This window comes from Flavobacteriales bacterium (assembly GCA_016715895.1).
Classification (GTDB): Bacteria; Bacteroidota; Bacteroidia; order Flavobacteriales_F; family PHOS-HE28; genus PHOS-HE28.
In genome coordinates, this window is the sequence record JADJXH010000003.1 from 77,787 (window position 1) to 91,232 (window position 13,446).

Genomic DNA, 13,446 nt, shown 5'->3' on the forward strand with positions numbered 1-13,446 from the left:
TCAGGGCTGGTTCTCGGGGCGGTGAAAGTAGGGCACGGCCCAACCCACGACGGCCCCGGCCAGGCAACCTGCCAACACGTCCGTGGGGAAATGCTTCCCGGCCCGCACGCGCAGCCAGCCCATGAGCACGGGCACGGCCACGGCGCCCGCCCAGGTGGCGGTGCGCATCGCGGGGTCCACGTCGGCGCGGTCCACCAGCATGGCCGCGCTCACGGTGAGCGCCGCCGTGTTGGCCGCGTGCCCGCTCCAGAACGAGCGGAAGGCGTCGCGCTCGCGCCGCTCGTGCATCGGCGCGTCGGGGTTGAACACCAGCGGGCGCGGACGGTGGGTAACGGCCTTCACCACGCTGGTGAGACCGGCGGAGAGCAGGAAGCTCTCGCCCACGATCGCGGCGGGCACCCCGGGGCCGTCATCGGCGTAGGCCAGCACGGGGCCCACCACGCTCAGCACCAGCGCCGAGCCGAAGAGGAGGTTGCTGGCGTTGTGGGCCGGGGGCGACCAGCGGAAGGCGGCCCCCCGGTCGAAGGCCGGCAGGGTGGCGCGGTCCCGCACGCTGTGCCGGGCCCAGAGGCCGGCGGTATCGGCGGGCAGCAGCAGGGCGGTGCCGTTCAGCAGCAGGCCGGCGCCCACGAAGGCGGCCTCGCGCCCGGGGTCGAGGGTGTGCGCACGCTGCGCGCGCGCGACCGGCGGGGTGGCGACCAGCACGGCCGCCAACAGCACGGCCCGGAGCATCGCCCCGGGCCGCACCCGTTCGTTCAAGGTCGGATCAGTCACCGATGAGCACACCGTCCGCCAGGAAGGTGTAGGCGATCTTGGGTTCGGTGATCTTCTCGATCTCCTCCTTGCTCTTGCCGGCGTCCTCGGCATAGTGGCGCTGGGTGGCCACATCGATCACCTCCTTGCTGGCCACGCCCTGCATGATGGCGCGCTTGCCGGTGAGGCCCTCGGTGGGCACGAAGAAGCCGTAGTCCACGAAGCGCACCTTCATCACCTCGCCGTTGGGCAGGGCCACGTCCATCCAGCAGCCTTTCTTGGCGCAGCTGGTGAGCACCTCCACGGCCACCTTGGCGGTGACGGTCTCGCTGCTCTTCATGCGGTCCATCAGGTCGAAGGCGCTGATGGCGCCGTCGGGGGTGATGGCCTTGCCGTAGCTCTCCATGGGCACGGGGGCGCCGGAGGCGTTGCGGGCGGGGGTCTGGGCGTGGACGGCCGTGCCCAGCACGAGGGCGGCGGCGAAGCTCAGGGTGTGCAGGTTCTTCATGGTCGTGCGCCGCAGGCCCGGCGCGGGCGTTGTCGTTGGGGTTGGATGCAAAGGTGGGGTTCTTTTCCGGTGCGGCGCACTGCCGCTCGTCAGGTCCATGACGAATGTGTGTGGCGCGGCGGCGTCCGGCAAGGGTCGTGCCACAGCGATCAACACGGGCGCCTGAGAACTTCCGCCCGTCCGGCCCCGCTCCCACCACCCCACCGTGCCACCTTCGCGCCATGGCCAAGCGCACGCTGGTGACCATCGGGCGGGTGGAGCACATCGCCCTGCCCGGCCTGGGCATCGCGCGCGTGCAGGCCAAGATCGACACCGGCGCGTACCGCAGCGCCCTGCACTACCAGCGCGTGCGCAAGAAGGTGGTGGACGGCATCCCGGTGCTGGCCGTCACCTTCCAGATGGGCGGCCGGCGGCGCACCAAGCTGTTCAAGCGGTTCAAGCGGGTGACGGTGAAGAGCAGCACGGGCCAGACCACGCGGCGCTACCTCATCAGCACCCGCGTGCGGCTCAACGGCCACGCGGTGCGCACGCAGTTCACGCTGTTCGACCGCAGCGACATGAAGCACCAGGTGCTGCTGGGCCGCAAGTTCCTCCGGGGCCGCTTCGTGGTGGACGTGTCGCGCAAGGACGCCCTGGGCTGATCAGTCCTCCTCCCCTTCTGTGCCCGCGTCCCCGCGCAAGGCCCGCTTCTCCGCCGGCGTGGGCGCCTGCACCCAGTCCTCCGATTAGGTGAGACGCGTTGCACGGCGCCAGCATCATTGGAACATACAGATTGTTGCCGATTATCTATATTGCCACCACCCGAGTTGACGGGCTGTCTGACTTGACTTGAACTAACAATCGAGTGCTGCAGGTCACGATACAATTGGCTTGAGGAGAGTTGGCCTTTTAACAAAGAGTAGAGCAGGGAAACGTTTAGCGAGCAACAGGACATAATACTGCATGAAGAAGAATCCTATGATTCTTCTCCGTGATGACAATACTCGACATGGAGCCCATCAAGAACGATTTACTCGAAGGAAACAAGTTAACGATACGAGGGTTTCTACATGTTGAAATCTTTCGGAAATCATATCAGACTTCCACCTATATCAGGTTCGTGCTACTATCCTTGGTTCTAGTATCGATCCTCTTCTTCACGTCATTGCTTAACAGTTGGAAATTTTCGTGGACGCATTTGCGTCTCAACGCGCACTATGAAGCGAAGGGTGTGCTCACAAATAAGCCTCCCATTGACGCCGATTTGGATCGTATAAAGGAGTTCATTGCCCTAAAGAATCTGGATGCTAATTCAGTCACAGATTTGACTCATATGTATGAAAAGTATCGAATTGACAATATTCTTAGCCAAAAAATTCCAATAATTGGCGTGACTTTTGACGTTAACGACTTAGGTTTGCTTTCAGGTATTATTATCGTGTTACTCTATTTTAGTTTCGTATATACTCTTTCCCTTCGATACACGCATTTGAAAATAGCGTTTGACTCAATGAAGGATTTTGATGAACAAACCCAACGAGTTGCGAAGATGTTAATAAAGATGGATCAAATATTGACAATTCACAAGAAAGAGAGAAAGTCTGACCTCAGGATAATCGGAGAGATTCCGAAACTACTTTACTCAGTTCCCTGCATTGTTTACGGTCTGATTTTCATCCATGACATCGCAACACTTGAGATTGCTCGAAAAATCTTGAACTCTCCAGTTCGGTCGGTTGTCGAGCTAGTCATGTGTGGTTTGATTCTGTTGGTCTTATTGGGACTTACTTACAGAGCCTATCAGATTGCATCAAAGACCGACAAGCTTTGGGAGAGGCACTACCTTACAGATCAGTTCGATGAAGATGACCTTTAAGAGGGGGAGCCAGAACTTTTTTTCTCTTAGTCTATTTGAAGTATTGCAAATAGGGATCTCGCTATTAACACTATTTATAGCTTACAATGTCTATAGAGCATTTGACGTGCCTCAGAATCTAAAGGAGCGGCAACTCGAGAAAGTGCTAATGCTAGTAGATTTGATGAATCAGAATACGATTATTATTGACTTAGTTACGGATAGTTCCGGTTGCTACCTCGCCGAGGATAAATGTCTTAGAATAAGTACAAGTTTTGTTGGAATACCCTCACATGGAATTGTTTTAAATGGAGAGCTTATTCATCCCGAAGGTGTTTATTTTGAAGAGAACTATCAATTCGTTTTTAGTTGGATGCGCATGTATTCAGACCCAATGCTACCTAAATCAATCGCACAGAAGCTGAGGAAGATTTATGTTGATGAAGCAATTAAATCCAAGTATGACTACAGTCACTCAACGTTCATAGCATTATCAAGAAAATCATATCCATGTATTAACGTTTCTCAGAAGTATCGACTGGATTCATCACCAATGACTGTAAGTCCAGATTTCTGCGTGCAATCTTCTAACCCCTACCTGCGAACGTATGATTCTCTAATTATCGCTCGTAATGAAGTAGTGAGCTCTGTCCTAGATTGGTTAACCGAGCATGATATCACCGATATCAACTTATCGACTCAGTCCACGAGTATGTCCTACGACGATGACTTTTATATACTTAGAGATACAAATACTTCCGGAGACAGTATTCCGGTTTTTTAGGCTCACAGAATAGCCTCCATAGTGCCGCATATCATCTCAGCTTGGTCGCCCGCTTCTCCGCCGGCGTGGGCGCCTGCACCCAGTCCTCGGCATAGGGCACCAGCCCCGGCCCGGTGCGCACGCGCTCCACGTCGAGGCCCTTGTCCAGGTAGGCGCGCCAGGTGGCGAAGGCGGGGTGGCCCGTGTCCTTCAGCACGATGAGGGCGGTGTTGACGCCGGACTTGACGGCGATGGGCACGCCGCCGCCCAGGTCGGCCCAGTGGCCGCCCAGCAGCAGGCCCGGCACGGGGGTGCGGTAGTGGGCGATGCCGGCCTTGAAGTTCTCCTTGCCGGGCTTGGCGCCCATCATGCTGCCGAAGCGGTTGCCGGTGTAGCGCCAGTGGGTGATGGGCGTGGCCACGTCGCAGTACACGATGTGGCGGCGCAGGCCCGGCGCCAGCGCCCGCTCCACGCGGTCGATCAGCGCATCGGCCACGCGCTGCTTCAGCCGTTCGTAGGCCTCGCCCCGCACGATGGCGCCCGTGGCATCGCGCTCCGTGGCCCAGGTATCGTGGTCGCCGAAGAGCGCGGGGATGTAGAGGGTGAGGGTGCCCATGCCCGGCGGCGCCATGCTCTTGTCGCGCAGGCTGGGGGCCAGGATGCTGATGCCGCTCTGCGCGGGGTCCGTGCCGCCGTGCGCGTCGCGCGGCACATCGTCGCGGTGCAGGTAGATGAGCTCCTCGTCCAGGCCGAAGTGCTCGGCGGGCACGTCCAGCCCCAGCGACACGGTGACGGAGCTGCTGTAGAGCACCGCATCGCGCAGCTTGGCCTTCAGCTTCTCCGGCACCACCTCCGGCGGCAGCATGCGCTCGTAGAGGGTCTCCACGTCGCAGGCGGCGATCACCTGCGGGGCGCGGACGGTGAAGGGGGTGCCGCGCTGCTCCCCCTCCACGCCCACGCAGCGGCCGCCCTCCAGCAGGATGCGCGTCACGCGGCAGCGGTAGTGGAGGGCGCCGCCCAGGCGCGTCACCACGTGGGCGAGCCATTCGGGGAACACCTGGCTGCCGCCCTTGGGCGGGCTCTGGTAGTCGCCGAAGTAGGCCCAGCCGATGGGCACCAGGCAGGCCAGCAGCTCCTGCTCGCTGCTGAAGAGCTTGTGCAGGCCGGGGTCTTTGAAGTAGCGGTCCAGGCCCTTCTTCACCCCGGCATCGCCCTGGTAGCCCAGGTGCTTGATGAAGGGCAGGGCGAAGCGCAGGCGGCGCAGCATGTAGCCCACCCGTTCCAGCGGCCCCATGGTCTCCTGCGCGCGGATGAGGCCGCTGCTGCGGTCGAAGGAGCGGCCCAGCTTCCAGGCATCGCGGAAGAAGCGCTCGAGGCCGGCGCGTTCGTGGGGGAAGCGGCGGATGAGCTCGGCCTTCAGGTCATCGGGGCGGTTGGTGAGCAGCAGGTCCACCGAGGGGCTCTTCCAGCGGCGGATGCGGCGCTGGGGACGGGCTACGGGGTGGTCGCGGCCGATGAGGTCGAACACGCGGGTGACGTATCCGCGGGGCCCGCACTGGTTCAGCCAGTGGATGGCGCTGTCGAAGCGGAAGTCCTTGCGGCGGAAGCCGGCGAGGTAGCCGCCGGGGCGGGCGTCCATCTCCAGCACGCACACCTTCAGGCCGGCCCGCGCCAGGATGGCCGCGGAGGTGAGGCCGCTGATGCCGGCCCCGATCACCACCGCATCGTACTCACCCGAGGGAAGCGGATGGCGCATCGGTCACTGGGTGTACACCCGGCCCTTCCACCAGATGCGCACGGCGTTCAGCGGCATGGTGATGGTGAGCAGGCCGCGCTGGAGGTTGAAGCCGGTGGCGGTGCGTTCGCGCAGGGCCACTTCGCCCTTGCCCTTGCGCCACACGCGCACCGTGCCGTCCACCGCCGTGTAGGCCAGCATGCCCCAGCTGGCGTCCCACCGCTCGGGCCAATAGCGTTCCACCTCGTGCACCCGCCCGGCCTGGAACACCTTCAGCATGTCCTGGTCGCGGAACACCACCAGGCTGTCGCGCACGTGGAACTCGGTGGGGGCGAAATCGGTGGCCGTGTAGATCTGGCCGTCCTCCAGCACCTTCAGCGCGCCGGTGCGGTCCAGCCAGGCCGCGATGCCCTTGCCCACGGCGTAGCGCTGCGGGGCGATGGGGTCCAGGTCGTAGAAGTTGCCCTTGTGGAAGGCCTTCAGCCCGTTGCCCTGCGGATCGAGGTAGAGCACCACGTCGGCACCGGCCTGGAAGTCGATGCCGGCGTCGTACACGTCGGCCGCGTCGTACACCACGCCGCGGTGGAAGATGCGGAAGCGGCGTTCGATGGTGCTCACCCAGGCGAGCAGGTTGTCGCCGCTCTTCCAGTCCTGCACGGCCCCGATGGCCAGCCCGTCCGCCAGCACTTCATCGCGCCCGTTGTACCAGATGTGGATGGTGCGCTGCGCCTCGTCCACCCAGGCCGCCAGGCTGTCCTCCACCACGTAGGGGCCGGTGTTGATGCACAGGGTGCGCAGCTCGCGGCCGTCGTGCAGCTTCAGGGCGGTGGCCACCTTGAGGCCCAGCAGGTGGTCGGTGACGGCCAGCTGCGCGCCGGTGGAGCGGTCGAGGGTGCTGGTGCGGCCGTCGGCGTGGCGCTTCAGGTCGCCGATGGCGTTGAGGTAGGCCACGTAGTTGCCGCCCACCTGATAGGCGGCGGGCCGCACGCCCTCCACCACGGAGAAGCTGCCGCGGTCGAACACGACCAGCCGGTCGCGGTAGTCCAGAAAGGCGGTGACGTCCTGCGCGGCCAGGGGCGCGGCGACCACCACGAGGAGGGCGAGGAGAGGGGTGCGCATCAAGTGCGAGTGTACGGCGATCCGGGGTGGTTCGGGCGGGGGGAGAACCACAGATGGACACGGATGAACACAGATGCCTTCATCCGGGGTGGTTCAGGAGGGGTGAGAACCACAGATGGACGCGGATGAACACAGATGCGCTCACGGTGCGCGGTTCGCAAGGAGGGAACCACAGATGGACACGGATGGACACAGATGCGCTCACTGTGCGCGGTTCGCAAGGAGGGAACCACAGATGGACGCGGATGGACACAGATGCCTTCATCCGGGGTGGTTCGCATGGGGTGAGAACCACAGATGGACGCGGATGAACACAGATGCGCTCACTGTGCGCGGTTCGCAAGGAGGGAACCACAGATGGACGTGGATGGACACAGATGCCTTCATCCGGGGTGGTTCGGGCGGGGTGAGAACCACAGATGGACACGGATGAACACAGATGCGCTCCCTGTGCGCGGTTCGCAAGGAGGGAACCACAGATGGACGCGGATGGACACAGATGCCTTCATCCGGGGTGGTTCGGGCGGGGTGAGAACCACAGATGGACGCGGATGAACACAGATGCGCTCACGGTGCGCGGTTCGCAAGGAGGGAACCACAGATGGACATGGATGAACACAGATGCGCTCACGGTGCGCGGTTCGCAAGGAGGGAACCACAGATGGACGCGGATGAACACAGATCACATCATCCGGGGTGGTCCATGTACCGGATCAACGCTCAACCGTCATCGCGAGGCTTGATCCCGTCCGCCTCGGGGCGATCGCCGCGCATCCCTGCGGGCTGCGCGCGATGACGGTGCGGAAGAGCGATCACCCGCGGGGGCGCGGCCAGGGCAGGTAGCGGGGCACGCGGGCCAGGTAGTGGCGGTAGCCGGGGTACTTGCCGGCGCTGATGCCCTCGCTGAAGTCGGCGCTGCCCTGGAAGAGGAGCACCAGCAGCAGCGCGCCGCAGAGGCTCCAGTTGATCCAGCGCCCGGTGGCCGCCACGCTGAAGCCGTAGAAGACGAGCCATTGCGCCTGCTCGGCCATGTAGTTGGGGTGGCGCACCACGGCCCACAGGCCGTCGTGCACGAAGCCTTCCGCATAGCGGCCGGTGAGGGGTTCGCCGGCCTTCAGGCGGCGGTGCTTCTCGCGCTGGAAATCCCACTGCTGCTGGTCGGCCACGGTCTCGATGGCCAGGAAGGCGAGCATGGCGGCGGCCAGCAGGCCGTCGGCCAGGCCCAGCGCGCCGGGGGCGTCCACCACCAGCAGCATGGGCAGGGTGAAGAGCAGCACCAGGCCCATCTGGTAGAGGGAGATGAAGCCCAGGTTGAAGAGGCGCCACACCCACGGCTTCGCCAGGATGGGGTTGCGGCGCAGCACCTCCCAGCGGTAGTCCTCCTCACCGCTCCAGAAGCGCCAGCTGTAGCCGCCGCGGCGGCCGAAGTTGTAGGTGAGGCGCAGCCCCCAGGCGGTCACCAGCGCGGCCATCAGCAGCGCGCGCGGCGTGAAGCCGGCGGCGTCGGCCATCACCCAGGCGTACATCGGCGGCATCAGGCTCCACAGCTTGTCCACCTGGCTGCAGTTGCGCGTCAGTTCGGCCACCACCCAGGTGGCCAGCGCGGTGATGAGGTAGATGCGGAGCAGCAGGCCCAGGGTGTCGCGTTGCAGGGCGGTGAGCGGGGCGTCGGCGAAGTAGGACACCACCGGCACGAGCACGACGGTGATGACGAGGACCAGGATGGTTCGGCGCATGGGGTGCAAAGGAACAGCGGGGCGCGCGGACGGTTCGGGGGGGTGCGCTCTTCCCAGCACGTCATCGCGAGCCCGGCTCTGCGGGCGAAGCGATCTCCCCTTCCGAACACGTCATCGCGAGCCTGGCTTTGCAGGCGAAGCGATCTCCCCGGAAGGGATCGGATCATTGACCAGGGAGATCGCCACGCCGGCCCTGCGGGACCGGCTCGCGATGACGGTTTGGGGGGATCGCCACTCCGGCTTGATCCCGTGAACTCCCCTCCTCAACCACTCGCCTCCATCGGCTCCCCCAGCTGGTGCGTCAGCACAAAGCGCAGCAGCGCCTCCTTGCTGTGCAGGCCCAACTTGGTGTAGGCGTTGTGGCGGTGCGTTTCGGCGGTGCCCAGGCTGATGCCCAGGCGGCGGGCCACGTCGGCCAGGTCGGGCACATCGGCGCGGCAGAACAGCCGCAGCACCTCGCGCTCGCGCGGCGTCAGCGCCGCCCACCGCGTCTCCGCCGGCCGCGTGGCCGCCTCATCCTCCACCCGCCGCCGCAGGTCGCGCGCCACCAGCTCGTTGTAGTAGAAGCCCTGGCTCAGCACCGTGCTCAGGGCCCGGTGCAGCTCGGCCGCCCGCACCGCCTTGGGCAGCACCGCCGCCGCCCCGCACTGCAGCGCGCGCCGCACCCCGCCCGGGTCCGGATCGTAGCTGATGGCCACCCCCTTGCTGCGCGGCTGGTGCCGCTGCATCCACCGCAGCGTGTCGTAGCCGTCGCGGCGCGGCATCCGCAGGTCCACCACCGCCAGGTGCACATGCCCCAGCTCCCGGCACCGCTCCTCATAATCCACCCCGTCGCAAGCCTCCAGCACCGTGTGCGCCACCGGCCACTCCGCCAGCGCCGCCACCACTCCGCGCCGCACCAGCTCGTGGTCGTCGGTCACCGCAATGCGCAAGGGGGCTGGGGGTGCTCATGGCGTCGTAGGGGCCCTCGGTGGCCCACCCCCGCAAATTTTTTCGGCCGCCCCCGCACCTCCAAACGACCGGGGAGGTGATTTTTCACCCGGGGGCACCCATGGTTTTTTCCCCCTGTTCGGGATCGGCGGCGTTTTGTATGGCGCGGCGATTCCCACCGGTGGCGGCGGCCTCGGTCCTGGGTTCAGGGCCCGCGCCGGGGGCGGGCGGGGTGGGTTAATTGGGCTTTGGGTAGAGAGGTAAAGAGGTTGGGCGGAGCCTGACCCGACGTCGGATCGGTCGTGGCCAGACCTACTGCTTGCACACTTCACCTGCGGCAGATACTTGCCGACCGAGATAGCAAGCGACGTGCAGCAGCTGGCGGACTTGATGTGCTGGTTTGGGCGCACTATCGCCCAAAAAGCCCGTGCCATCCTAAAGTGGAACTAGGAACAGTTATACATCTGCGAACGCCACGCCAGTGACCAGGGCCAGAACACTAATAGCTTCCTCTCAGACAATCCAAGGCTTCAAAGGCCTTTGATCCCTTGGTACATAACCGTAGTGCGAACAGCACACCCAGCCCGCAGAACATTGCGCGCGCGGTTCTCTTCCACTCCACTTGGCACGTCGACCCATTCTAACGGTTTGTGGTCCCTATTTTCACACCCAGCCATGAAAGACATCACCGCCATCGAGAAGCGCCTCTGGTCCAGCGCCGACACCCTGCGCACCAACAGCAACTACGCCAGCAACGAGTACATGATGCCCGTGCTCGGCCTCATCTTCCTGCGCCATGCCTACAGCCGCTACCTGGCCGTGAAGGACCGCCTGGAGGCCAACCTGCCCAAGCGCGGCGGGCAACCCCGGCCCCTGCGCAAGGAGGACTTCAGCGGGCAAGGCTCCATCTACCTGCGGCCCGAAGCGCAGTTCGATTACCTGGTGGACCTTACCGATGGCGACGACCGCGCGGCGGCCCTGGAGCACGCCATGGAGAGCATCGAGAAGGACTATGACATGCTGAAGGGCGTGCTGCCCAAGAGCGAATACAAAGAGCTGGACAATGCCGTGCTGGGCAGTTTGCTGCGCACCTTCAACGACGAGGCCCTGAAGAAAGCCACCGGCGATGTCTTCGGCCGCATCTACGAGTACTTCCTCACCGGCTTTGCCGACCAGAAGGCGCACGATGGCGGCGAGTTCTTCACGCCGGTGAGCCTGGTGCAGATGATCGTGAACGTGATCGAGCCCGACCACGGCACCGTGCTGGACCCCGCCTGCGGCAGTGGCGGCATGTTCGTGCAGAGCGCCCACTTTATCGAGAAGCTGCACCAGAACCCAAGGGAGCGCGCCACCTTCTACGGGCTGGAGAAGAACGCCACCACCATCCGCCTGGGCAAGATGAACCTGGCCGTACACGGGCTGGAGGGCAAGATCAACCAGGCCATCAGCTACTACCAGGACCCGCACGAGCTGCTGGGCAAGGCCGACTATGTGATGGCCAACCCACCCTTCAACACCGACGAGGTGGATGCCGACAAGGTGAAGAACGACCCGCGCCTGCCCTTCGGCCTGCCGGGCGTGAACAAGAAGAAGAAGGTGAGCAACGGCAACTACCTGTGGATCTCCTACTTCTATAGCTACCTCAACGCCAAAGGGCGCGCGGGCTTCGTGATGAGCAGCCAGGCCAGCAGCGCCGGGCGCGACGAGGCCACCGTGCGCCGCAAGCTGGTGGAGACCGGCGCGGTGGACGCGATGATGGCCATCCGCTCCAACTTCTTCTACACCCGCACCGTGCCCTGCGAACTCTGGTTCCTGGACAAGGGCAAGCCCAAGGAGCGGCGCAACAAGGTGCTGATGATCGATGCGCGGCACGTGTACACCAAGGTGACCCGCAAGATCTTCGACTTCAGCCCCGGGCAGCAGGCCAACCTCACCAGCATCGTGTGGCTGTACCGCGGCGAGCGCCAGCGCTTCCTGGACCTGGTGGCCCAGCACCTGCGCGATACGCTGCGGGCCGCCGAGCTCTGCCTGAAAAGCACCGATGAGGAAGGCGTGCTCTGGCTACCGCTGCACAACCTGACCGAAGTGGCCCAGCGCGCCCTGAGTCGCATGCTGCCCTTCGTGCGGAAGCACGAGAAGCAGGAGCCGCTGAAGCCCGTGGCCAACGAACTGCGCGAGGCCCTCGGCGCCTATGGCAAGCACGTCCAGGCCTTCCGCGAAACACTGGTCGCCCTGCAGACCAAGCCGCTGATCAAGGAACCCAAGGGCGCCGACAAGCTGGCCGCCACCAACGCCGCGCTGCACACCGCGAGCAAGGAGGTGGAGGCCCTGAGCACATTGAGCCACGAGCTGGTGAAGGAGGCCGACCGCCTGCACAAGCTGCTGGGCAAAGTGCACGACGTGTGCGACAAGGAGCTGAACGCCCGCGACGACAAGGAATGGGCGGGCACCGAGATCCGGCGCGAGCTGAAGGCCCTGGCCGACCTTCGGCCCCTTACCGTGGACCTGCTGAAGCAGGTGCGCTACCACCACCGCCACGCGCTGTGGCTGCAGGAGCGTTTCCCCGATGCCGAACTGCGCGACGTGGAGGGCCTGGTAAAGCTGGTGGATGTGAAGGAGATCGAAGCGAACGATTGGAGCTTGACGCCGGGGCGGTATGTCGGAGTGGCTGGTGAAGAAGACGATGATGTCGACTTCAACGAGACGATGAGCCTTATATCGGAGGAACTCACCGAACTGAACTCGCACGCATTGATGCTCATCGAACAAGTAGAATCGAGCTTGAACGAACTCGTTGAATGATGTGGGTGATGAAGACGTTCAGCGACCTCTTCAAGGTGAAGCACGGCTATGCGTTCAAGAGCAAGTTCTTCGCCGATGAAGGGGCGCATGTGGTGCTAACACCAGGGAACTTCCATGAGAAGGGAGGTTTCAAGGAACAAGAGGACAAGCGCAAGTTCTATACGGGCGATATACCGCAAGACTTCATCCTGAATACAGGCGACGTGATCATCGCGATGACCGAGCAAGCCCCTGGCTTATTGGGAAGTTCAGCTTGGATCCCTCGAGACGGTTACTACTTGCACAACCAACGACTTGGCAAGATCATCGATGTCAACGAGGATGAGATCGATCTACGATTCCTCTATTACCTCTTCAATACCGCTGTAGTCCGGAGCCAGATCTCCGGCAGCGCAAGTGGAACCAAGATCCGGCACACTGCACCCGAGCGCATTGGTCGAGTACGTGTAGCTATTCCAGCAGTTGATGAGCAACGCCGCATCGCCACTATCCTCTCGTCCTACGACGACCTGATCGAGAACAACCGGAAGCGGATCAAGCTGCTGGAGCGTGCGGCGCGGCTGCTGTACAAGGAGTGGTTCGTGCGCTTGCGGTTCCCGGGGTGGGAGGGGGTGAAGGTGGTGCAGTCCGAGTTGGGAAGCATCCCAGCAACATGGAAGGTCGCACCTCTGGGTGAGCTATGCACCAAGATCGGCAGTGGCTCTACTCCGCGCGGAGGCGAAGCCGCATACAAGGAGGAAGGGGTCACCCTGGTCCGGAGCCAGAACGTGTACGACTTCGCCTTCACTATGGATGGCCTCGCCTACATCGACGACGAACAGGCCGCTGATCTGGATGGCGTAACGCTACAGGCGAACGACATCCTGCTCAACATCACGGGTGCTTCCGTAGGGCGGTGCTGCATGATGCCTTCACGCCTGCTCCCCGGTCGAGTGAACCAGCATGTGATGATCATTCGAGCGGATGCCGCGAAGATCTCACCAGCCTATATCCTCTGCGCCTTGAACAGTCCAGCACGCAAGGCTCAGCTGCTTTCCCTGGCCCAAGGCAAGGGTGCCACCCGCGAGGCGCTCACGAAGTCGTCGATGGAGCAGTTCAAGATCGTATTGCCTGATGAAGGAACATGGAAGGCCTTCGCTGCAAAGGTGGAGCCCATGTTCGAGCTACGAGAGACACTGGAGGCACAGAACGCCGCCCTCACCCGCGCACGGGACCTGCTGTTGCCACGGTTGATGTGCGGGAAGGTGAAGGTGTGAACATGAACGG

Annotated in this window: 11 protein-coding genes; 5 read left to right on the top strand and 6 right to left on the bottom strand. The window is 63.1% G+C overall.

Going from position 1 to position 13,446, the window contains the following annotated elements:
• Both IPM49_00560 and IPM49_00565 read right to left on the bottom strand, forming a co-directional pair.
• A complete protein-coding gene (locus tag IPM49_00560; protein ID MBK9273016.1) occupies positions 1-759 on the bottom strand; it encodes a phosphatase PAP2 family protein in 759 nt (252 codons plus the stop codon).
• A gap of 7 nt (positions 760-766) precedes the next feature.
• On the bottom strand, positions 767-1,261 hold the full coding sequence (locus IPM49_00565; protein MBK9273017.1) for a DUF4920 domain-containing protein: 495 nt from the start codon (positions 1,259-1,261) through the stop codon (positions 767-769).
• Positions 1,262-1,482: 221 nt separating this feature from the next.
• Between IPM49_00565 and IPM49_00570 the strand changes: the two genes are divergently transcribed.
• The 3 genes from IPM49_00570 to IPM49_00580 all read left to right on the top strand — a co-directional run bounded on the left by IPM49_00570 (position 1,483) and on the right by IPM49_00580 (position 3,879).
• Positions 1,483-1,902 carry an ATP-dependent zinc protease gene (locus IPM49_00570; protein MBK9273018.1) on the top strand — a complete coding sequence of 140 codons (420 nt, stop codon included), beginning with the start codon at positions 1,483-1,485 and terminating at the stop codon, positions 1,900-1,902.
• Positions 1,903-2,438: 536 nt separating this feature from the next.
• Entirely contained in the window at positions 2,439-3,116 is a 678-nt protein-coding gene (locus IPM49_00575; protein ID MBK9273019.1) for a hypothetical protein, read from the top strand.
• Positions 3,100-3,879 (top strand): hypothetical protein, encoded by a 780-nt coding sequence (locus IPM49_00580; protein ID MBK9273020.1) that lies wholly within the window; start codon positions 3,100-3,102, stop codon positions 3,877-3,879. The genes IPM49_00575 and IPM49_00580 overlap by 17 nt, the downstream gene beginning before the upstream one ends.
• Before the next feature lie 31 nt (positions 3,880-3,910).
• On the opposite strand, the gene IPM49_00585 is transcribed toward IPM49_00580, so the two are convergent.
• The 4 genes from IPM49_00585 to IPM49_00600 form a co-directional block, all read right to left on the bottom strand.
• The gene (locus tag IPM49_00585; GenBank protein MBK9273021.1) at positions 3,911-5,614 is read right to left on the bottom strand and encodes an NAD(P)/FAD-dependent oxidoreductase; all 1,704 of its coding nucleotides are present in this window, start codon (positions 5,612-5,614) and stop codon (positions 3,911-3,913) included.
• 3 nt (positions 5,615-5,617) lie between these two features.
• Complete coding sequence (locus IPM49_00590; protein MBK9273022.1) at positions 5,618-6,712, bottom strand: hypothetical protein; 1,095 nt, start codon at positions 6,710-6,712, stop codon at positions 5,618-5,620.
• An 812-nt stretch (positions 6,713-7,524) separates the two neighbouring features.
• Positions 7,525-8,448 (bottom strand): DUF1295 domain-containing protein, encoded by a 924-nt coding sequence (locus IPM49_00595; GenBank protein ID MBK9273023.1) that lies wholly within the window; start codon positions 8,446-8,448, stop codon positions 7,525-7,527.
• A gap of 263 nt (positions 8,449-8,711) precedes the next feature.
• Positions 8,712-9,380, bottom strand: a complete 669-nt coding sequence (locus tag IPM49_00600; protein ID MBK9273024.1) for a response regulator transcription factor — start codon at positions 9,378-9,380, stop codon at positions 8,712-8,714.
• A gap of 673 nt (positions 9,381-10,053) precedes the next feature.
• Here IPM49_00600 and IPM49_00605 point away from each other — a divergent pair.
• Both IPM49_00605 and IPM49_00610 read left to right on the top strand, forming a co-directional pair.
• Positions 10,054-12,180: an N-6 DNA methylase gene (locus IPM49_00605; protein MBK9273025.1), complete on the top strand. Its 2,127-nt coding sequence runs from the start codon at positions 10,054-10,056 to the stop codon at positions 12,178-12,180.
• Between the two features lie 8 nt (positions 12,181-12,188).
• Positions 12,189-13,436: a restriction endonuclease subunit S gene (locus IPM49_00610; GenBank protein ID MBK9273026.1), complete on the top strand. Its 1,248-nt coding sequence runs from the start codon at positions 12,189-12,191 to the stop codon at positions 13,434-13,436.
• Positions 13,437-13,446: the final 10 nt, after the last annotated feature.